The sequence below is a fragment of the Tateyamaria sp. genome (assembly GCF_039940735.1).
In the GTDB taxonomy this organism is placed as follows: domain Bacteria; phylum Pseudomonadota; class Alphaproteobacteria; order Rhodobacterales; family Rhodobacteraceae; genus Tateyamaria.
In genome coordinates, this window is the sequence record NZ_JBDVGB010000066.1 from 61,543 (window position 1) to 82,080 (window position 20,538).

The 20,538-nt window shown below is 56.9% G+C and carries 17 protein-coding genes and 1 pseudogene; 6 read left to right on the forward strand and 12 right to left on the reverse strand.

Features of this window, described 5'->3' with window-relative positions; genetic code table 11:
* Window positions 1-25: 25 nt before the first annotated feature.
* From ABJF76_RS14660 to ABJF76_RS14685, 6 genes are read right to left on the reverse strand one after another with little or no spacing between them, the layout of a single operon-like run.
* Complete coding sequence (locus tag ABJF76_RS14660) at window positions 26-967, reverse strand: ABC transporter permease (protein ID WP_413820841.1); 942 nt, start codon at window positions 965-967, stop codon at window positions 26-28.
* On the reverse strand, window positions 964-2,007 hold the full coding sequence (locus tag ABJF76_RS14665) for an ABC transporter permease (protein ID WP_413820842.1): 1,044 nt from the start codon (window positions 2,005-2,007) through the stop codon (window positions 964-966). The genes ABJF76_RS14660 and ABJF76_RS14665 overlap by 4 nt, the downstream gene beginning before the upstream one ends.
* Window positions 1,997-3,517, reverse strand: a complete 1,521-nt coding sequence (locus ABJF76_RS14670; protein ID WP_413820843.1) for an ABC transporter ATP-binding protein — start codon at window positions 3,515-3,517, stop codon at window positions 1,997-1,999. Before ABJF76_RS14670 ends, ABJF76_RS14665 begins: the two co-directional genes overlap by 11 nt.
* The gene (locus tag ABJF76_RS14675; protein ID WP_413820844.1) at window positions 3,514-4,878 is read right to left on the reverse strand and encodes an amidase; all 1,365 of its coding nucleotides are present in this window, start codon (window positions 4,876-4,878) and stop codon (window positions 3,514-3,516) included. The genes ABJF76_RS14670 and ABJF76_RS14675 overlap by 4 nt, the downstream gene beginning before the upstream one ends.
* A gap of 13 nt (window positions 4,879-4,891) precedes the next feature.
* On the reverse strand, window positions 4,892-5,875 hold the full coding sequence (locus ABJF76_RS14680; protein ID WP_413820845.1) for a BMP family protein: 984 nt from the start codon (window positions 5,873-5,875) through the stop codon (window positions 4,892-4,894).
* A gap of 32 nt (window positions 5,876-5,907) precedes the next feature.
* Window positions 5,908-7,209: an amidohydrolase family protein gene (locus ABJF76_RS14685; RefSeq protein ID WP_413820846.1), complete on the reverse strand. Its 1,302-nt coding sequence runs from the start codon at window positions 7,207-7,209 to the stop codon at window positions 5,908-5,910.
* 463 nt (window positions 7,210-7,672) lie between these two features.
* Here ABJF76_RS14685 and ABJF76_RS14690 point away from each other — a divergent pair, with 463 nt between their 5' ends.
* From ABJF76_RS14690 to ABJF76_RS14705, 4 genes are all read left to right on the forward strand, one after another.
* Window positions 7,673-8,668 (forward strand): TRAP transporter substrate-binding protein, encoded by a 996-nt coding sequence (locus tag ABJF76_RS14690; protein ID WP_413820847.1) that lies wholly within the window; start codon window positions 7,673-7,675, stop codon window positions 8,666-8,668.
* A 77-nt stretch (window positions 8,669-8,745) separates the two neighbouring features.
* Complete coding sequence (locus ABJF76_RS14695) at window positions 8,746-9,237, forward strand: TRAP transporter small permease (protein WP_413820848.1); 492 nt, start codon at window positions 8,746-8,748, stop codon at window positions 9,235-9,237.
* A complete protein-coding gene (locus ABJF76_RS14700; protein WP_413820849.1) occupies window positions 9,234-10,544 on the forward strand; it encodes a TRAP transporter large permease in 1,311 nt (436 codons plus the stop codon). The genes ABJF76_RS14695 and ABJF76_RS14700 overlap by 4 nt, the downstream gene beginning before the upstream one ends.
* A 93-nt stretch (window positions 10,545-10,637) precedes the next feature.
* The gene (locus ABJF76_RS14705; protein WP_413820850.1) at window positions 10,638-11,522 is read left to right on the forward strand and encodes an NAD(P)-dependent oxidoreductase; all 885 of its coding nucleotides are present in this window, start codon (window positions 10,638-10,640) and stop codon (window positions 11,520-11,522) included.
* Window positions 11,523-11,534: 12 nt separating this feature from the next.
* Here the strand turns inward: ABJF76_RS14705 and ABJF76_RS14710 are convergent.
* From ABJF76_RS14710 to ABJF76_RS14735, 6 genes and pseudogenes are all read right to left on the reverse strand, one after another.
* Window positions 11,535-12,209 (reverse strand): annotated as a pseudogene (locus tag ABJF76_RS14710) (L-histidine N(alpha)-methyltransferase).
* Between the two features lie 57 nt (window positions 12,210-12,266).
* Window positions 12,267-12,881 carry a DedA family protein gene (locus ABJF76_RS14715; RefSeq protein WP_413820851.1) on the reverse strand — a complete coding sequence of 205 codons (615 nt, stop codon included), beginning with the start codon at window positions 12,879-12,881 and terminating at the stop codon, window positions 12,267-12,269.
* A 168-nt stretch (window positions 12,882-13,049) separates the two neighbouring features.
* Window positions 13,050-16,409, reverse strand: coding sequence for a carbamoyl-phosphate synthase large subunit (gene carB, locus ABJF76_RS14720; protein ID WP_413820852.1), 3,360 nt, complete (start codon window positions 16,407-16,409; stop codon window positions 13,050-13,052).
* Between the two features lie 166 nt (window positions 16,410-16,575).
* Entirely contained in the window at window positions 16,576-16,932 is a 357-nt protein-coding gene (locus ABJF76_RS14725) for a hypothetical protein (protein ID WP_413820853.1), read from the reverse strand.
* 97 nt (window positions 16,933-17,029) lie between these two features.
* The gene (locus tag ABJF76_RS14730; protein WP_413820854.1) at window positions 17,030-18,283 is read right to left on the reverse strand and encodes a class I SAM-dependent methyltransferase; all 1,254 of its coding nucleotides are present in this window, start codon (window positions 18,281-18,283) and stop codon (window positions 17,030-17,032) included.
* Between the two features lie 53 nt (window positions 18,284-18,336).
* Window positions 18,337-19,113: an alpha/beta fold hydrolase gene (locus ABJF76_RS14735; protein WP_413820855.1), complete on the reverse strand. Its 777-nt coding sequence runs from the start codon at window positions 19,111-19,113 to the stop codon at window positions 18,337-18,339.
* A gap of 78 nt (window positions 19,114-19,191) precedes the next feature.
* Between ABJF76_RS14735 and ABJF76_RS14740 the strand changes: the two genes are divergently transcribed.
* Together ABJF76_RS14740 and ABJF76_RS14745 are read left to right on the forward strand one after the other, a co-directional pair.
* A complete protein-coding gene (locus ABJF76_RS14740; protein ID WP_413820856.1) occupies window positions 19,192-19,566 on the forward strand; it encodes a hypothetical protein in 375 nt (124 codons plus the stop codon).
* A 98-nt stretch (window positions 19,567-19,664) separates the two neighbouring features.
* Window positions 19,665-20,486, forward strand: a complete 822-nt coding sequence (locus tag ABJF76_RS14745) for a DUF6635 family protein (protein ID WP_413820857.1) — start codon at window positions 19,665-19,667, stop codon at window positions 20,484-20,486.
* Window positions 20,487-20,538 lie beyond the last annotated feature (52 nt).

A 20,538-nucleotide genomic window follows, 5' to 3' on the forward strand; every position in this document is an offset into this window, starting at 1 on the left:
CAAGATGTTCTTGCCGGTCGTACGCCTAACGTTCGCCGCGTCGGTAGGGGGCCATCAGGGCTTCGGGCACCTCGGCGCGGCGCGCAACAAGGATCAGCGCGGCGATTGAAAGAACGTAAGGGGCCATCAGGAACAGTTGATAGGGCACGCCTTCGACCACGTTTTGCAGGCGCAGTTGGTAGGCGTCGAAAAAGGCGAATAACAGCGCGCCCAACAGGGCTTTGCCCGGTCGCCACGATGCAAATACGACCAGTGCGATGCAGATCCATCCGCGCCCCTGTACCATTTCCGGAAAGAAGCTGTTGAACGCGGCAGTGGTCAAAAATGCACCGCCGATGGCCATCAATGCAGACCCTGCCACCACAGCGCCAATGCGAATGTGGTTCGGATTAAGCCCTTGGGCTTCGACCGCATGCGGATTTTCTCCGGTCATGCGAATGGCCAGCCCCAGCGGTGTGCGCGCCAGCACATAGGCCATCACAACAACAAAGAACAACGCAAGATAGGTCGGCATCGTTTGCGAAAACAAAATTGGTCCAAGGATCGGTATGCCGGACAAAACAGGGATGTCGAGCGGGCGAAACGGTTCAATTGTTGGGGGCAGATCACCGACGACCACGATCAACCGATACAGATAGTACGACAACGCCGACGCAAACAGCGTGATCCCCAACCCCGAAACATGCTGCGACAGCCCAAGCGGAACCGTCAGCATCGCATGAAGCAATCCCATCATCGCGCCACTCAAAGCGGCCACAAGCAGCCCAGTCCAAAGGTCGCCGCCCATATAAACGGTCAGCCAACCTGTCATGGCCCCCATCGTCATGATCCCCTCGATCCCGAGGTTCAAAACACCGGACCTTTCGCAAAGCAACGCGCCAAGCACGCCGAAAATCAGCGGCGTCGCAATGCGCAATACTGCGGCCCAAAGGCTGGTGTTTCCCAAAATTTCTAACGCATCCATCATCGCCGTATCCGGTATGTTGTAAACATGAGGGCCACCAACATCGTCAGCAAGCACAGCGCGACGATCACGTCCGCGATAAAGCTGGGCACGCCGCTTGCGCGGCTCATGGCGTCAGCGCCGACAAATACTGTGGCCACAAAAATTGCGGCGGTCACGACCCCGGCCGGGTGCAATGCCGCCAGCATTGCCACGACAATGCCCGCATAGCCAAAGCCGGGCGACATGGTCGTGGTGACCCCAGCTGTGACGCCAAGAACCTCGACCGATCCGGCCAATCCGGCCAACGCGCCTGACAAAAGTGCGACGCCCATCAGGGTTCGCGGCAGGGAAATGCCTGCAAAAGCGGCGGCAGTTGCGTTCAACCCGGCGGCGCGCGTTTCAGCCCCGAAAACCGTCCGGGCAAGGACCAACCAAACAGCGCCCGCCGCTGCAATTGCAAAAACGAACCCGATATGAAGTCGCGTGCGTGGCACAAGGTCTGGCAAGCGAAAATCGCCATCCACGGGCACCGAAGACGGCCAGCCAAAGGCTAAGGGGTCGCGCAATGGTCCTTCGACCATCATGCCGACAAACAGAATGACAATGAAATTTAGCAGCAAGGTCGTCACGACTTCGTCCACACTAAACCGCAAACGTAAGTAGGCGGGGATCGCCAGCAGCAACGCGCCCGCCACCATGCCCATAGCCATTAAAACCGGAATGCCGATGGGGCCGGGCAGGGCCAGTGAATGACCAATCCACGCCGTCACAAGGGCTCCGATAAAGAATTGCCCCTCGGCGCCGATATTCCAAAGGCGTGCGCGAAAGGCAACGGCGGCGGCCAGCCCCGTCAGGATCAAAGGCGTCGCGCGGGTCAGCATTTCTGTCACCGACAGGCGCGATCCAAAGGCCCCGCGCAGCATTTCACCATAGGCGGAAAGCGGGTTGACCCCAGCGGCCGCAATCAGCCCACCAGCAAGGATCAAAGCAACGGCGATAGCAATCAGCGGCGCGATAATCACAAGGTGTAGTGGCACATGGGCGCGTCGTTCAAGCCGCATCGCTGTCGTCCTCCCATACTCCGGCCATCATCAGCCCCAACGTTCGCGCATCGGCGTCATCCGCCGCAAGTGGCTGGGACAAGCGCCCCTTAACGATGGCCTGAATGCGGTCAGACAGTGCGACAGCTTCTTCCAATTCTTCGGAAATCAACAAGATCGCGGCCCCTTTGGACCGTGCGGCCAGCAATTCCGCATGCACGGCCGCGATGGCCCCTTCATCCAGACCTCGGGTCGGTTGGTTGGCCAAGACAAAGCGCGGACCAATTGACAAACATCGCCCAAGGATCAGCTTTTGCATATTGCCACCGGACAACAACCGGGTGCGGGTGTCCGGTGTGGCGCCGCGAATGTCAAAACGTTGGATCAATTCGGCTGCGCAGGCTTTGCACGCGGCTTGGCGCACAAACCCTTTGTGCGAAAATTCGGGGCTGCGCAGGCGTTCCAGCACGGCGTTTTCCCAGACGGCCAGCTCGCCCACAGCGCCTTCGGCATGGCGGTCTTCGGGGACGCGGCCAACGCCTGCGCGGATCATGCCGCGCGGTCCTAACGGCCCCACGTCCTGACCGGCCAAGGTCAGCGTGCCCGAAACCGGGGCAGTCAGGCCCGACAGCAGTGCGCCAAGGGCGGCCTGTCCGTTGCCGGATACACCGACGATGCCCAGAATTTCGCCCTCGTTCACTGTAAAAGATACATCATCCAACTGCGCTTGCCCGTTGTTTTCGACGCGGACTTTGTCGGCAATCAAAACGGGCGCACCGATTTGATGGCTTTGTCGCTTGGGGCGTTCCACTTTGCGGCCTACCATCAGCTCAGCCAATTCCGATGAATTGGTTTGTGCTGTTTGACGTTCGGCGACCATCTGTCCGCCCCGCAGCACCGCCACGCGATCCGAGGCGGCCATGACCTCGTGCAGTTTGTGGCTGATAAAGATTAGGGACAGACCTTCTTTGGTCATGTCGCGCAGGGTTTCAAACAGGCGTTGCGCTTCGGGGCGGGCAAGAACGGCGGTGGGTTCGTCAAGAATCAAGATGCGGGCGTCGCGGTAAAGCGCCTTGAGGATTTCGACCCGTTGGCGTTCACCGACCGAAAGTTGGCTGATCTTGGCCTCGGGGCGGACAGGCAGGCCAAAGCGGTCTGCGATCTGCATCAGTTTTTTGCGCGCGGCGGCACGGGCTGACGTCATCGACAACAGGGATTGCGACCCCAACATGACGTTTTCCAGTACGGTCAGGTTGCCCGCCAACGTAAAATGCTGGTGAACCATGCCAACCCCGGCGTCGATCGCAGCACGCGGTTTGCCGGAGGGCAGTTCGTTGCCAAACACCCGTACCGTGCCTTCGTCTGCGGCGTAGTGCCCAAACAGAATATTCATCAGCGTGGTCTTGCCCGCGCCGTTTTCGCCCAAAAGCGCGAGGATTTCTCCTTGGCCTAACGACAGCGTCACATCGTCATTTGCGGTCAAAGCGCCGAACCGTTTGGTGATGCCTTGCAGTTCTAGAACAGGGGTCATGTGGGCAATCCCGCAATATCAAAGGGATAGGTAAGCGCAGGCGCGCGGGCCTCAATTTGGGCTGCCAAGTGGCACAACAGGCCATCCGCGCCGTGTGGCCCCCAAAGCTGCACGCCAACAGGTAGGCCTGCGTTCTGCATCCCAAAGGGCAGGGCAAGTGCAGGCAGGCCAGCGACATTGGCGATGGCTGCGTTGGGGGCGAAGGCCTCCATTTTTGCGAAATGGGCGTCGGTGTCGGTGTGGTCGAGGTCGAACGCGTCTAAGGGCGGCGGGGGCGTGGACAAAACAGGGCTTAAAATGGCGTCAAAGTTGGTGAACATCGCGGCTGCGCGGTCTGACAGGTGCGCCATTCGGCGGGTAAGGGCAAACAAGTCTGTCGCTTGCATCGCACGTCCTTTGCTGGCTAACGCGGCAGCGAGTGGGGGCACTTGGTCATCGGTGATCTCAAGCGCCAAAAGCCATTCGGCAAGGGAAACAGCAAGGATCGTTTTTACGGTTGCGTGGGCTTCGGCCCCCATCTGATCTGGGGCGGCAATCGCTGTTACGGCGCAGCCTGCGGCGGTCAAGGCGTCGGCAGCGGCGCGCGTGGCGGCGATTTGGGCCGCGTCGCAACGTGCGGGAAGGGCCAGTGCGATGCGTGGCGTGTTGGGCAAGGCTGCCGGTGCGCGCGTTGAAACGTTAACGGCCCCAAAGGCTGTGGCGACATCGCGCACAGATCGCGCCAGCACCAGTTCGGACGCAATTCCCATCAGGTGATTGTTGAAATCTGGCCCGGCGGGGACGGCCCCTTGTGACGGTTTCAATCCGACCAGCCCACAGCAGGCCGCGGGCACGCGTATCGACCCGGCAGCGTCTGTCGCATGGGCGATGGCGACCAATCCGGCTGCGACGGCCACCGCTGCACCGCCCGATGAACCACCGGGTGTCAACGATGGGTTCCAAGGGTTGCGCGCAGGTGGCAGCCCTTCGGGCGCGGCATCAAGCGCAAGCCCGAAAGGAGGGGAGGCGGTTAGACCAAAGGGCAAGAACCCTGCCTGGCGGAAGGCCGCAAAAAGATCGCTGTCCGCTTCCGGCGCTGCGACGCGCGTCCGCATGGCGGCGGCACCAGCGGCGACGGGCAGCCCTTTGGCGGTGGACCCAAGGTCTTTGCCCAGAAAGGGCACACCATGAAATGGGCCGCGATCATTGCGCGCGGTGTGATCAGCAGCGGCCGCGCCAGTGCGCGCGACTGCCTTATCAATGAAAACCACGGCCCCCAATTCGGCATGGGCCTCGCAGGCCGCAAGGCTTGCCTCCATCGCCGCGCGCGCAGTTGTACGCCCGTCGGAAATGGCGGCGGCTAGGGCCGTGGCATCGTTCATGTCTAAAGACCCCTTAGGCGGGTTCTTCGTTGTTGATAGGCACATCCCATGCGCCGGATTGAATGGCCGCTTGTTTTTCTAGCATCGGTGCAACTGCGTCGGCAGGCACGTCATCGGCCACATAGATCAGTTCGTTGCCACCGTGGGACATAAAGGAATATTCGGTGTAATCGCGTCCCACAGGTTTGCCTGCTTGAATGTCGGCAACGATGGCTTCGATCGTCGGGCCGTAGTTCCAGATTGCGTTGGCAAACACTGTGCCGGGATAGCGCGGCGTATAGTCGATCAACGATCCGATGGCTTTAACGCCACGCTCTTGGGCCGCATCAGCCGTGCCGATCCGTTCGCCAAACAGAATGTCAGCGCCCGCATCAATCTGAGCGATGGCGGCTTCTTTGGCACGCGCGGGGTCAAACCATGCACCGATAAACCCGTTCAGGAAGGTCGCATCGGAGTTCACTTCGTTTACACCTGCGCGGAAGGCGTTGATCAACAAGTTGACCTCGGGGATCGGATAGCCACCGACGGAGCCAAAGGTGTTGGAGGTCGACATTTTACCCGCCAACATGCCCGCAAGGTAAGCTGCTTCGTGGTTGCGTGTGCCAAAGACGCCGAAATTGTCGTCCTCTGGTCCACCAGATGATCCCATCAGAAAGGCCGTGTCGGCATAATCGGCGGCCACTTCGCGGGCCTCACGTTCGACGGCATAAGATTCACCCCACACAAGCTGCGTGCCACTTTCAGCATATTCCCGCATCGCTCGGGGATAATCGGTTGGGGTAACGCCTTCGGAAAATTCATATTCGATCAACCCACCGGCTGCGGCCTCTTGAAAGGCAAGGTGAATCCGGCTGTTCCAGGCGTTTTCGACGGGTGACATGTGCACGCCTGCGACCTTGACGATGCTTTGCGCATTGGCACGGCGAATATAGGCGGGCAGGGCCAATGTGGCGGCGGCCCCTACGATCAATTGGCGACGGGTTGAGGTGAGCTTCATCAGATTTTTCCTTTTTCGGTTTAGCAGGCTTCTTAAGTGTTCTTTTTGTCGCCCTTTGGCGCGTAATCAGCAGGGTCAAGCGTGGTGGGACGGTTAGGCAAATCAAGGGTTGCTGTTCGCGGTGCCGTGCGGGCCAGGACCTTGCCATGTTTGATCACGGCCAACCGTGTCGCCTTAAGGCGGACCGCCTCAATCGGGTCGCGGGCTTGCAGCAAGACCATGTTCGCAGGTCCGCCGACCCGCAAGGTGGGGTCGGGCAAGCCCATCGCGCGCGCGCCGTTTTCAGTGACGGATGTGAACGTCCACGCCATCGCCTCGCGCGAGGTCATGGGGACAGCGTGCACGCCCATATGGGCGACTTCCAACATGTCGCCCGAACCAAGCGAATACCAAGGGTCCATAGTGCAATCTTGCCCGAAGGCGACATTGACACCGGCGGCGCGCAGTTCTGGCACACGCGTCAGACCGCGCCGTCGCGGATAGGTGTCGGATCGGCCTTGCAGGGTGATGTTGATCAGCGGATTGGGGATCACGTTCATGCCACTTTCGGCGATCAGCGGGATCAGTTTGCTGGCGTAATAGTTGTCATAGGAATGCATCGCGGTGACGTGGCTTGCCGACACTCGGCCACCTAGCCCTAGGCGTGTCGTTTCAGCGGCAAGGGTTTCCACATGGCGCGACATCGGATCGTCGCTTTCGTCGCAATGCAAATCAAGCATCAAATCGCGTTTCGCTGCGATCTCGCACAGTCGCGTAACAGAATGCGCGCCATCGGCCATCGTACGTTCAAAATGCGGGATACCGCCCACGACATCCACCCCCATATCAAGCGCCCGCAACAGGTTGGCTTCGGCAGTGGCTGAACGGTACAACCCGTCCTGTGGAAAGGCGACCAATTGAAGGTCGATATAGGGCGCCACACGTTTGCGCACTTCGATTAAGGCTTCGACCGCCGTCAGGTTGTCGTCACAGACATCCACATGGGATCGAATGGACAACAAGCCCTGCGCCACGGCCAAATCGCAATACCGCAAGGCGCGTTCCATCACGGCGTCGGGTGTCAAAAGTGGTTTGAGTTCACCCCACAGCGCGATGCCTTCCAACAACGTGCCCGACACGTTCATGCGTGGTGACCCAAGGCTAAGGGTTGCATCCATGTGAAAATGTGGGTCGGTAAATGGCGGCGCGACAAGGCGTCCAGCGGCGTCGATGACTTCGTGTGCTTCTGCGTCAACCAACGGCGCGATGGCGACAATCTTGTCCCCTTGAACCGCGATGTCCAGCGGTCCGCGCCCGTCCGGTAGACGCGCCTGTTTGAAAATGAGATCCAGCACGCGTCGCCCTCCTATTCTTGATCATATGGTAAATAAAATATCCGCAAACGCCTACATCTTTCGAAGAAAGTGCTCACGACATATGTATTGATCCATTTTTTAAGCGTATTGAGCTTACTTGTCTCGTGACGCTGCCTGTTATTTTGGCAGCCTTTGGTTGGGGGTACACGCATGTTGTGTGCGATTGGTTTTGAGCTGAGTTCAAACCCCCGATAAGCCTGCAATGGCCACAAAGTGTGTTTGTAGGCGTTGAAAAACTGACCGAAATTGAATGGAACCCTGTGGGAGAATTACGTTTTTTCGTTAGGGTTCAATGCCGACGTGGGGTGTAGGCAAGGCCACTGTCAGATTTGGCTCGGAAAACCGGCAAGACCTTTCAAAACCGTTGTTGACACAAATTTATCCATACTAGTATGGTAGTATGGCAGCCCGGAATCACGGGCGTCAATTCTGGGAGGAATTCATGATTAACTTTGGTTCATTCGCACGCATGAGCGTCGCGGCCATCGCATTGTCAACTGTTGCAGCCGTTTCTGTATCCGCGGAAACAGTCGCATTGCGCGGGGCAAGCTTGTTCGATGAAGAGCATGCCTACACCAAAACACTACGTAAACTCGAACAGCTGGTTACTGCCGGCTACGACGGTGACGTCACATTCGAGATGAGCCTGAACGGCGAACTGGGCGACGAGAGCGACTTTGTTACGTTCTTGCAGCAAGGCGTTGCCATCGACTATGCCATCATGGCCCCGTCGAACATGGCTGTTTTTGCCCCGTCGATCCCTTTGATGGATATGCCATTCTTGTTCCGCGATCTGGATCACTGGAACACAGCACTGTCCAGCGGCGTTATGGCGCCACTTGAGGCAGAGCTGCTGGCCAAGGCCGACATCCGCGTTATCGGTTATGCTGGGGGCGGCGTTCGCAACCTTGCATCAGCTGAACCTATCAGCAACATCGAAGAGCTGACAGGCCACAAAATGCGGGTCATGGGTGCACCTATTCAGGCGCAAATCTTTGACGCGATTAAAGCGGCGCCATCGGCGATTGCCTACAACGAAGTCTACAACGCGATCCAAACTGGTGTGATTGCTGGCTTTGAAAACGAAGCGGCGTCGATCCAGAACCTTAAGTTCTACGAAGTTGCACCAAACATCACTTTGACCAAGCACGCCATTACAGTGCGTCCAATTGTGATGGCTGAAAAAACGTTCAGCAAATTGCCAGAAGCTTTGCAGGCTGCAGTTCTATCCGCAGGCAAAGAAGCTGGTGCTTTTGGTCGTGACCTGGAAAGCAGCCAAGACGGCGAAAAAATGCAGGAAATGATCGATGCTGGTCAGGTTCAAGTGCAGGAATTTGCCGGTCGCGAACAACTGCTTGAGCTGGTGATCCCTGTTCAGGACGCTTACGCAGCCGAGCTTGGCGCAACCGATTTGCTTGAAGCAATCCGGGCTAAGTAAGTAAACCACTTACGACATTGATCCACCGGCGGGATAGTCCTGCCGGTGGACGCTTTTACTGAATTGGCGCATCCCAAATGGAACGAATTCTTGACAGATTTTGCGACGCGTTTCGCCTGCTTCTGGGTGTCTTGATCGCGACATTGGCCATTCCGGTCGGCATGCAAGTTCTCGCACGCTACACCGGGATCATCCCCGTCTATCTTTGGACCGAGGAACTGGCTACGTTCATTTTTGTCTGGGCTGTCATGGTCGGTTCTGTTGTTGCTGTCTGGGAAGGTACGCATTTCGATGTGCGCGTGCTGCCGGATGCAAAACACCCCCTTCTAAAGCTTTTGCAGGATGGTTTTGTTCTGGTGATGATCACCGGGTTTGCCATTCTTTTTGCGATCTACGGGATTGAATATACCAAATTCGGCTATATCCAAAACTCTCCCATGATGCGCGCCAACATGGCTATCACACATATTTCGGTTCCCATTGCTGGAACACTTTGGACGCTGTTCGCAGGCTTCCGTTTGTTCCAAGCGATTGAGACGTATCGAACCGGCCCGAAAGAAACCTCATGATTATTCCAACGGGCCTTGCCTGTCTTATCCTAGTCGGGTTGTTCATCCTGCTGGTGCTTATGCGCATCCCCGTCGCCTTTGCGCTGGGTCTGGCGACGATCCCCATCGTGGTGCTTGATTTACGCCTGACGCCGTTCATTTTGCTGGACCGGATGTTCCAATCCTATAACTCGTTTATTCTGCTGGCTGTGCCGTTCTTTTTGTTGGCCGCCAACTTGATGAACTCAGGCAAGATCACCGATAAGCTGATCGATCTGGCCCGCGTACTAACTGGATGGATGCCAGGTGGGCTGGGCCATGTGAACGTTGCGGTGTCTATGCTGTTTGCAGGTATCTCTGGTTCTTCTACAGCCGATGCTGCGGGTTGCGGCAAGATCTTGATCCCCGCCATGGTCAAAGAAGGCTACGACCCGCGCTTTGCCGTTGCGCTTACCGCGTGTTCGTCGGTCATGGGGGTTATCATCCCGCCATCGATCTTGATGATCGTCTGGGGTGGGGTGATGCAAACTTCGGTCGGTGCGTTGTTCTTGGCGGGCGCCACGCCGGGCATCATGATCGGTCTTGCGCTGATGGGAACGGTTTATGGTTATGCCAAGGTCTATGGCTATCCCACGATCGGCACACCAACCATGTGCGATCTGTGGCGCGCGTTCAAAAGCTCGTTTCTGGCGTTGCTGACCCCGATCTTGGTGGTGGGTGGTATTGTTGGCGGGGTCGTAACCCCCACCGAAAGTGCCATCATCGCTGCGGGCTATTCGCTGATCTTGGGTCTGTTTGTCTATCGGACTGTGACGGTCAAAGACCTAGGACACATCTTTTACGACACCGGGCGGTTCGCTTCGATTTCGCTGTTTGCGATTGGTACGGCCTCGGCCTTTGGCTGGCTGCTGGCGTTTTATAAAGTGCCCGCGTTGATTGTTGGGCTGATCGTTGATCTGCACCTTGGCACATTTGGTACTGCGCTTATCATTGCGGGGCTGTTCTTGTTCTTTGGGCTATTCATCGATGCGATCCCAACGATCATCATTCTAGGCACCGTGCTTTTGCCGGTTGCGCAAGCGGCTGATATCCATCCAACGGTCTTTGCGATCATCGGGATTATCTCGTTGGCATTTGGGTTGGTGACGCCGCCATATGGGTTGTGCTTGCTGATCTCTGCTGCGATTGGCGGGTTGAACGTGGTGCAGGTGATGCGCGACGTGGTGATTATCTTGCTGCCGATGTTGCTGATTTTGCTGCTGGTGATTTTGTTCCCCGAAATCGCTTTGTGGCTGCCAAAACTGCTGATGCCAAAGACATTCTCTTAGGATGCTGCGGCCTTCTTATTCTCAATTGCAAAGCTGCCCATGCTGGGCGCTGCGCGTCAAATCGAACACAAACCACTATTTCAGGAGTGCACCATGACAAAGCCCGTAATCGGATTCATCGGCCTAGGCCTAATGGGCGGCAACATGGCCGAATGCCTGCAAAAAAATGACTTTGACCTTGTGGTCATGGGCCGCAACAAAGACGCTGTAGGCGCTACTGTGGCGCGCGGCGCAACGGAGGTCAGCACACCTCGTGAACTGGCCGAAGTCAGCGACATCGTAATGTTGTGCGTGACCACGTCGGACGTCGTCGAGAGCCTGATCTACGGTGATGACGGCATTCTGGCGGGCATCAAAGACGGCGCTGTCGTGATTGATTTCGGAACTTCGATCCCGACGTCGACCCAAAAGATCGGCGCTGCTTTGGGTGAAAAAGGTGCGGGCATGATCGACGCGCCTTTGGGCCGTACACCTGCACACGCCAAGGACGGTTTGCTGAACATCATGGCCGCGGGCGACAAGGACACCTTTGAAAAGGTCAAGCCAGTGCTCGATGTACAGGGCGAAAACGTGTTCTATGTTGGCGCACTTGGGGCAGGGCACACCACGAAGTTGATCAACAACTTCATGGGTATGACCACTGTTTGCGCCATGAGCCAAGCCTTCGCAGTCGCAGACCGAGCCGGAGTAGACCGCCAGCAGTTGTTTGACATCATGTCAGCGGGCCCATCCAATTCGCCTTTCATGAATTTCTGTAAGAACTACGCTGTGGACGGTGTCAGCGATCTGGGTTTCTCGATTGCCAACGCGACTAAAGACATCGGTTATTTCGTCAAAATGGTCGAAGACCTTGGAACCCGCGCGCAGATTGCGGAAGGCACGTCAGCAAACTTGCAAGCAGCATTGGCCGCCGGTCAAGGCGACGGAAATGTTCCCGAGATTTTCGACTACTTCCTGAACCTGCAAGAGCGTTCTTAACAAGCGCTCAAGTCACGTGTTGCGGCCTTGTCGAGGCCGCAACACGACAACGGAAAACTGGTTTTCAGTGTCCGTGATCCATTTGCCAATGCGCCACTCGGCGGCATTGGCGAGATCGCCCAAAGTTTCGGCGGTGTATTTACGCGATTGGCTGATCGCCACTCGTTCTCCTGCCTGAAACAAGATCGCTTGACTGACCAACATCGCCGTTTGCGACTCGGTCGAAATCAGTGCCATTTCGATACGTGGCAATGCGGCGTTCCACTTGGACTCGTAGGCGAACCCAGACAGATCAAATGTTGCGTTTAATTCGGTGTTGAGCCGGACAAGAATATTGCTGATGAACTTTGCGGTCACGCCCGCGCGGTCATCATAGGCCTGAACCAAAACATACGGATCTTTAATTAGATCGACACCAAGAACAAAGGCGTGAACGTTCGGCTACGCGCGCACCAGCGGCAACCGAAATTAGGCGTCATCCGGTGGAAGTTTACCCAAAGTCGAGCCGGGAAAGAACACGATTTTGGGCGTGCTAGACAGATGTTCAGGCAGACGAACGGGGTTTAGAAAGTCACCTACAACCGGTTCGAAGGACAAGAATGGATAACGGTGACGCAAATCGATGGCCGTTGCGTGCAGAAAGTCGATTGAAATGTCGATGGGAACGTACGCGCCGATGTGGCCCATATTCGAACGCCGTTCGAATGTTGCAACCCTTGGTTCTGCCGTGTGAAAGGGTGCGCGCTAACCGGTGGAATCGTTTCGTTTTGCTTTTCGTCGACGCAGCATCCACCAAACAATACCGCCGATGATGAGTGCCGGCACCGCGATCAACGCGACGATGTGCAGATGCTCCAAAAGCCACGGCAGCAGCGCCGTCAATTCTCCGAAGCGCACCCCGATCCAAGTCCAGATGGCCACCCAAAGCGTCGCGCCCAAGACATTGGCCACAAGGTAGCGTGGCCATGGCATATCCGTTGTCCCAGCGACAAAACCGCTGACTTGACGCACCAGCAATATGAACCGGGACACGATTAAGATCAGGGCCCCGTGGCGCGCCATTTTGTCCTCGGCCATGGCAAAACGTGGTTCGGACAGACCAAAACGTGCGCCGTAGGTCAGGATCACTGGCCTGCCGAACCGCCGCCCGATCATGTAGGCGGCCCCGTTCCCAAGCACAGCCCCGCTCCAGGCTGCCAAAACAATGTGCGTCAGCGAAAGGCTACCCGTTTCGCGCAGCGTGATAATTGCGATCAGAACGCTTTCAGCAGGCAGAAAAAGGCCAACAGACTCGCCAAAAATCGCGAAAAACAGCGTCGTCAGCCCAGCGGTCTCTATCAGATGCGAAAACGCGTCCATCCCACGACCTTTCCAAAAGCAGCGATCCGCGACCCTAGTCTGGGCTGGGCTGCGGGTACACCGCAAGTCACTGAATTGCTATCTGTTTTGAGCCTTAGAAACCGTGCAGATGGATAAATAGGCATAGCGCGCAATCTTGGGTCGCGCGCCATGCCTGTTCTGAAAGGGTTATCCTTGCAAGGGCTTGACGCCCACATCGCCCTGCGCTTGTTCACGGATCGCAAGTGTGGCGGCGTAAGATCCGGCAGCGGTCGTGAAATATGGGATTTTATCGTAAAGGGCGATGGAACGGATGGATTTGGAATCCTCAACCGCTTGCGTGCCTTCAGTGGTGTTCAGGACCAACTGTATGCGCCCGTCTTTCATCATGTCGGTGACGTCCGGGCGCCCTTCATAGACCTTGTTCACAGTTGCGCAGGTCACACCTTGATCTTCGTACCACGCAGCGGTGCCGCTTGTGGCGACCAGCGTAAAGCCAAGTCCGGTCAGGATTTGTGCCGCTTCCAGCATATCGGGCGTCTTGTCAGCATCTTTGATCGAGATGAACGCACAGCCAGAGTCTGGCAATACCATGCCAGCCCCCATCTGCGCCTTAAGGAAGGCGCGCGCAAAGGTGCGATCCCAACCCATAACTTCGCCGGTTGATCGCATTTCAGGGCCCAAAATCGTATCCACACCGGGGAAACGGGCAAAGGGCAGAACCGCCTCTTTGACCGAAAACCACGGCATGTTCGGATCGGCCAAAGTCATTGGATCACCCAAAGGCAGCACCGCGCCATAGCTGGCATCGGCGTCATAGGGCGCGCGCAACGGGAAGTTCGTCAGTGGCTCGCCCGCCATGATGCGCGCGGCAATCGATGCAATCGCGGAATCGGTCGCCTTGGCCACAAAGGGCACAGTGCGCGAGGCGCGCGGGTTGACTTCGATCAAGAAGATATCGTCGCCCTGCACCGCAAATTGGATGTTCATCAGGCCCACAACATTCAACGCGAGTGCCAATGCGCGGGTTTGGACTTCGACCTGTGCGATGATGTCTTTGGACAGCGAGTAGGGGGGCAGCGAACACGCACTGTCGCCCGAATGCACGCCGGCCTCTTCGATGTGTTGCATGATACCGGCCACGTGCACGTCCTTGCCGTCACACAGCGCGTCCACGTCCAGTTCGACCGCGCCCGCAAGGTAGCTGTCAAGCAACACAGGACTGTCGCCTGACACCACAACCGCCTCGGCGATGTAGCGTTTCAACTGGCCCATATCGCGCACGATTTCCATGGCGCGCCCACCCAAAACATAGGACGGGCGGATCACAAGTGGAAAGCCGATGCCTTCGGCGATTTCAAGCGCTTGGGCATCAGAACTGGCGATACCGTTATTAGGTTGCTTCAGGCCCAGATCTTGAACAAGCTTTTGGAAACGCTCGCGATCTTCGGCCAAATCAATGGCGTCGGGCGTCGTGCCAAGGATTGGGATACCGGCCTCTTGCAAGGCGTTGGCCAGTTTCAGCGGCGTCTGCCCGCCGAACTGTACGATGACGCCGTGCAGCGTGCCGTTTTCCTGTTCGACACGCATGATTTCCATGACATGTTCAAACGTCAGAGGTTCAAAATACAAACGATCCGAGGTGTCGTAATCGGTCGACACTGTCTCGGGGTTGCAGTTGATCATGATGGTTTCGTAACCCGTGTCGGTCAGCGCGTAACAAGCGTGACAGCAGCAGTAATCAAATTCGATCCCTTGCCCGATCCGGTTCGGACCACCGCCAAGAATGACAACCTTCTTGCGATCAGATGGGCGGGCTTCGCATTCCACGTCGCCGAATACGGGCGCTTCGTAGGTGGAATACATATAAGGCGTTTGCGCCTCGAATTCCGCGGCGCAGGTGTCGATGCGTTTAAAGACGGCGCGCACGTTCAGATCGTTTCGAGCAGTACGGACCTGGGTTTCAGTCTTTCCTGTCAACGCGGCCAACCGGGCGTCTGCAAAGCCCATCATTTTCAACGCACGCATGCCTGCCTCATCGGCGGGCAGGCCACCAGTGATGACTTGAGCCTCGGTTTCGATGATTTCGCGGATGCGAGCAAGGAACCAAGGGTCAAACATGGTGACGCCGTGGATTTCATCGTCGCTTAGCCCGTGGCGCATGGCCTGTGCAATCAAACGCAGACGGTCGGGTGTTTGGGCGGCGATGGCCTTGATGATGGCGGCCTTGTTTTGTGGCGCGTCAGTCGGCACATCGGCGTCAAATCCCGGAATTTCGATGTCATCCAGACCGCTTAGACCGGATTCCATGGATGCCATCGCTTTTTGCAAGCTTTCGTGGAAAGTGCGGCCGACGGCCATGATCTCGCCCACGGATTTCATGGCGGTGGTCAGCGTTGCCTCGGAACCGGGGAATTTTTCGAAGGCGAATTTTGGGATTTTGGTGACGACATAGTCGATAGTCGGCTCAAAACTTGCCGGCGTGACCTTGGTGATGTCGTTATCAAGTTCGTCCAGCGTATAGCCCACGGCCAGTTTCGCCGCGATCTTGGCGATGGGGAAACCAGTCGCCTTGGACGCCAACGCAGACGACCGCGACACGCGTGGGTTCATTTCAATGACGACCATACGCCCGTCGGCGGGATTGATCGCCCACTGCACGTTCGACCCACCGGTTTCCACACCGATTTCGCGCAAAACGGCGATCGAGTGGTTGCGCATGATTTGGTATTCTTTGTCGGTCAGGGTCAGCGCCGGGGCCACAGTGATGGAATCGCCTGTGTGTACGCCCATTGGGTCCACGTTTTCGATGGCACAAACGATGATGGCGTTGTCGGCGGTGTCGCGCACCACCTCCATTTCGTATTCTTTCCAACCGAGCAGCGATTCATCGACCAGAATTTGGCCTACGGGCGACGCATCCATGCCTGAGCGGCAAATCGCCATGTAATCATCACGGTTATAGGCAACACCGCCGCCCGTTCCACCAAGCGTAAAGGCGGGGCGAATGATGGCAGGCAGGCCGATATCTTCGAGGGTTTCCAGCGCGATAGAAACCCCGGCGGCAAGGTCTTTCTTGCCGTTGTCGTCCTTGGGGGCCGTTACAATGGTGGCGCGCGGGTTTTCGATGCCCAAACGGTCCATCGCGTCGCGGAACAGTTTGCGGTCTTCGGCCATCTCGATGGCGTCGCGTTTGGCGCCAATCATTTCGACGCCGAATTTGTCCAGCACCCCCATTTCTTCAAGGGCAAGCGATGTGTTCAGGCCTGTCTGGCCACCCATCGTTGGCAAAAGCGCGTCAGGGCGCTCTTTTTCGATGATTTTGGCAACAACTTCGGGGGTGATGGGTTCGATATAGGTGGCATCGGCCATGTTGGGGTCGGTCATGATCGTGGCGGGATTCGAATTCACGAGAATGACGCGGTAGCCTTCTTCGCGCAGGGCCTTACAGGCTTGTGCGCCAGAGTAGTCGAACTCGCAGGCTTGGCCAATCACAATGGGTCCCGCGCCGATGATCATGATCGACTTTATGTCGGTACGCTTTGGCATCTCAGGCCCCCGGGTTTGTGCAAATTATCCGCGTTATAGGCATGGCGCGGAAAGGTGCAAGGGGGTGTGCGCGCTTATCAGGCGCGGGATGCGAAATGGGCCATGGACCGCGCGGGCAAAGGCCGTTGTGACCCGTCGCAGTTGGTGACGTCAGTGGTTTTTGGGCTTAGCGGCCAATCAAGCGGGACAACAACGAACGCGATTTGACGGCGGGCGATGTTTCTTGTGTCAATTCAACGCTTGGGGTGGGCGATGTGGCTGCCTGACTTAGCGCAGGATTAATCACCGCTTGCATATTTTGCATATGGGGTGGTTGTTGCAGGCCGGAAAAATCCGACGTTGCGGCGCTGGGCATACTGCGGGGCGGCATTGTGGCTGCTTCGCTTGAGGATTCGAAGTTTTCGGGATCCAGCAGATGCTCTTGACCCTGCGTTTGCAGAATCTCGCGGACAGAACGCATCATCATCGTTGTGCCTTCGCCTGCTGGCTCGCTTTTTAGCTCTTCGCGGTGACTATATTCCACTGTGTCCATCCTCCATTCGAAAAGGGTCAGGAGGCAGAGACCTCCGTTACCCATACCGTTGCAATGTAAGATGGCGGAAATGTGGTCAGAACGAGGTTTATGCGTGCTGTTTATCCCGTTTTGGTGCGGTTGCGGCGGGTTTTGCCGTCGCGTCCCGAGGGTGTAAGTAATCGCGTGTCAGCGGCACTGCATTGCGTTGGTGCGCAAGTTGAAAGTGGTACACAGCTTGCATTTGATGCTCAAAGGACAAGATGCAAACGGTCAGGTAGTAGCGGAACATGCGCACAAACCGGGCGTCATGCATTGCTTCGATTTCGGCGACATTCGCATCAAATCGATCACGCCAGTGGCGGATTGTTTTTGCGTAATGCAAGCGCCAGATTTCAATGTCACTTTGCCATAGGCCTGATCGTTCCATCGCGGGGGCAAGTTCAGACAAAGATGGGACATAGCCTCCGGGGAAGATGTATTTATTGATCCAGCTCGAATGCGCCATCGGTGGTGCCGAACGTCCAATGGTGTGGATCAGTGCGATGCCGTCGGGGTCGAGCAATTCAGCCACACGACCAAAATAGGTGTCAAAGTTCGGCACGCCGACATGTTCCAACATGCCCACTGACACGATGCGATCAAACGTACCGCTGGTGTGGCGGTAGTCCTGCAAATTGAAATGGATGCGGTCAGACAGCCCTTCTGCATCGGCGCGTTTTTGTGCGGTATCCAACTGGTTCGCACTCAGCGTGATGCCAGTCACGTCACACCCATAGTCGCGCGCCAAAGTAAGGGCCATTCCGCCCCAACCACAGCCAATGTCCAGCACTCGCATCCCCGGTTCAATCCGCAGTTTGTTGGCAATATGCGCCTTTTTGGCGATCTGCGCCTGTTCCAGCGTCATGTCGTCATCGCGGAAATAGGCGCAGGAATATTGCATGTCTTCGTCAAGAAACAGCCGGTACAGATCGTCAGAAATATCGTAATGATGCGCCACGTTTTGACGCGAGGCCTTTGGCGCATTTTTCTGGATAAAGCGGCGCATATGAAATCGCGCGCGGTTCGCCATCAACAACCATGGGGGCAGGCCGCCTTGAAAACGGTTGCGAATGATGACGGTCAACGCATCCTCAAGGGTGCAATTGCGCGGCACGATGCGTTCGTCCATGTAGGCTTCGCCAAGACCTAGATCCGGGTTGACGATCAGGGCGCGCAGCGTCTCTTCGTCTGTGACTGCCAAGTGAACATGCGCACCACTGTCGGGTCCGTAGTCACGCGTGTTTCCGTCGGGATAGGTAATTGTTAGTCGATCTTCGACCATCATTTCGGTCAGAAAACGATCAAGCAGCTTGGCCCACATGTGTGCACTCTCCTTTGGTAGTCTGTCTGATAAAGTTGGGGGTTCAAGCAGGCTTACGTCAAGTGTGCCCCCGAAATCGTGTTCAGATAAGAGGTCAGGTTTTGTTCAAACTCGCGCGGTTTTTCGGCGTGTAACCAGTGGCCGGCACCGGGGATTTTAGCGAATTTGGCCTGTGGGAAGAGGTCCAAAATTTTGGGTCGATAGCTGCGGTCGACATAGTCTGACGCGGCCCCGGACAGAAACAGAACCGGCCCTTCGAATGTGGTTGATACCTCGGGAAAACTCAGGATCTCTGGCATGTTTTGCGCCAGCACATCGATGTTCAATCGCCAGCGCTTTTCAGCCACATCAAGCGATTGGGTCAGAAAACTGCACAGGGCGGGTTCGACCCCAAGGGCGGCCAGTTGGTCATTGGCCTGCGAACGGCGCGTGACCTGCGCCAAGTCCACAGCGCGCATTGCCTCAATGTATTGCATTTGGCTGTGGCTGTAGGCGACAGGCGCGATGTCACCAACGACGAGGCTGCGCAACGTATCAGGCCGCGTCAGGGCCAACATCATTGCGGCCTTGCCCCCCATCGAATGCCCCACCACATCCATCGGCGCGCCGATATGGTCGATCACCTGCGCCAGATCATCGGCCATAGCAGGGTAGGTGTGATCATCTGACCAATCACTGTGGCCGTGATTGCGCATGTCGACGGTGATTACGCGCCGCGTGGCGGACAGTCGCTTGGCAATAACGCCCCAATTGCGTCCAGACCCGTAAAGCCCGTGTGCGATGAGGACCGGAGTGCCGGATATATCGCCGTGAATGGTGTGTTCTAACATGCTCAAATCCTAGACCGTAACCGGTCGATGAACCAGAGGGATTGAACGGCGACCCTCAACCAGAGTAAAGCGTGAGGCATGGAAACCGAAGATAGCATCAAACTGCGCAGTGATCGGGTGCAAAAAGCGCTGGAAGACGCATTTGGCGTGCGCGCCAAGACGGTGTCGCGTGCCGTGCGCAAGGCAGGTCGACGCCTTCCGCGTGGGTTGCGCGCAGAGGCGGCACGCATTGTTGCGGCCGAAGGGTGCGGCGGGAATCCCAAGCTCTTGCGCACCATAGATGGTGCAGCTTTGGACACGGCGGCGGATCGATTGGAAGTCTGGCTTGATACTGTGGACCGCGCAGATGCGCGCCGCGGGTATTGGACCGGAATCGGTGCGATGATTGGATTCAATATTCTACTGATTGGCGGGCTTGTGGTGCTCTGGATGTGGTGGACGGGCCGCGTTTAAACGGCCCGTGTTCCAAATTCACAGGCACTTGTTATGGCATATGCAGGCCGTAGTAGGGCCTGACCACATAAAGTGAGGAACAAGCAGAGGGTTTGCGCGTGAACGATCAGACCACAAGGGCGAAACGGCAGATTGAAATACGCGCTTTTGTGCGCATGCACTTTGGTCTGGTCGGCACCTTGCGGCTTCATCGGTTGGCTTTCGGGGCGGACCTTTTGCGCGCGCCCGCAAATGTTCTTTTGGCACCGCTTTTTGTCATTGTGAAATTGGCAGGCCTCTTGGCCAAAGTGTTGCGATGCCACAAAGCGGCAAGGTGGCTATCTGGTCGGAAAATTCTGTTGCAAACCAGCGTCTCTCGGCAAGTGGCTGTGGGCATCATGGCCTTTTTCACAAACCTTGAAACGCAAGGTGTCGGCATAACAGTGCCCCAAGCCGTGTTGGAACGCGAAGTCGCGGACTACACAGGTGTGCGCAATGCCGTGGGCGAAATTACAACGACGATCTTGGTTTTGATGGCAGGTTTTGCCCTGTTTAAAACCGCAACACCGGGTCTGATTTCGCTTGTTGGGCCGATTGCTGAACTCAGGGCATACAATCTTGCGGTTGCGGAATTCCCTTTGGGTCAAGGGATGGGGAAAATGTACTATGCTGTCTTTTCGACCCAACTCGATACGTGGCAGGTGGTGATCACGGGGCTGGTGTTGGCGATGTTGATGTCGGTTGTGACGACCTTTGCTGGTGTGATCGCTGACCCTTTGCAGGTCGTGACGGGCACGCATAGGCGGCGTCTGTCCCGACTGATTGATCGCCTAGACACCTATCCAGACCGCGCCACCGGACTTGCCAAAGAACACATCACGGCAAGGTTCGCTGATCTTACGGACATGGCGTTGAATATCTGGCGGTTTATTCGCGGATAGCCCCGATGGGGGGCAAAAAGGCGCGAGATCAAAGGCGGGAACCCATCGCCAA

Bases quoted from the DNA above. Each gene is read 5' to 3' on its own strand.
- ABJF76_RS14700 (WP_413820849.1), top strand. From the start codon at position 9,234: ATGATTATTCCAACGGGCCTTGCCTGTCTTATCCTAGTCGGGTTGTTC.
- ABJF76_RS14735 (WP_413820855.1), bottom strand. From the start codon at position 19,113: ATGTTAGAACACACCATTCACGGCGATATATCCGGCACTCCGGTCCTC.
- ABJF76_RS14705 (WP_413820850.1), top strand. From the start codon at position 10,638: ATGACAAAGCCCGTAATCGGATTCATCGGCCTAGGCCTAATGGGCGGC.
- carB (WP_413820852.1), bottom strand. From the start codon at position 16,409: ATGCCAAAGCGTACCGACATAAAGTCGATCATGATCATCGGCGCGGGA.
- ABJF76_RS14730 (WP_413820854.1), bottom strand. From the start codon at position 18,283: ATGTGGGCCAAGCTGCTTGATCGTTTTCTGACCGAAATGATGGTCGAA.
- ABJF76_RS14680 (WP_413820845.1), bottom strand. From the start codon at position 5,875: ATGAAGCTCACCTCAACCCGTCGCCAATTGATCGTAGGGGCCGCCGCC.
- ABJF76_RS14665 (WP_413820842.1), bottom strand. From the start codon at position 2,007: ATGCGGCTTGAACGACGCGCCCATGTGCCACTACACCTTGTGATTATC.
- ABJF76_RS14660 (WP_413820841.1), bottom strand. From the start codon at position 967: ATGATGGATGCGTTAGAAATTTTGGGAAACACCAGCCTTTGGGCCGCA.
- ABJF76_RS14740 (WP_413820856.1), top strand. From the start codon at position 19,192: ATGGAAACCGAAGATAGCATCAAACTGCGCAGTGATCGGGTGCAAAAA.
- ABJF76_RS14695 (WP_413820848.1), top strand. From the start codon at position 8,746: ATGGAACGAATTCTTGACAGATTTTGCGACGCGTTTCGCCTGCTTCTG.
- ABJF76_RS14675 (WP_413820844.1), bottom strand. From the start codon at position 4,878: ATGAACGATGCCACGGCCCTAGCCGCCGCCATTTCCGACGGGCGTACA.
- ABJF76_RS14670 (WP_413820843.1), bottom strand. From the start codon at position 3,517: ATGACCCCTGTTCTAGAACTGCAAGGCATCACCAAACGGTTCGGCGCT.
- ABJF76_RS14715 (WP_413820851.1), bottom strand. From the start codon at position 12,881: ATGGACGCGTTTTCGCATCTGATAGAGACCGCTGGGCTGACGACGCTG.
- ABJF76_RS14690 (WP_413820847.1), top strand. From the start codon at position 7,673: ATGATTAACTTTGGTTCATTCGCACGCATGAGCGTCGCGGCCATCGCA.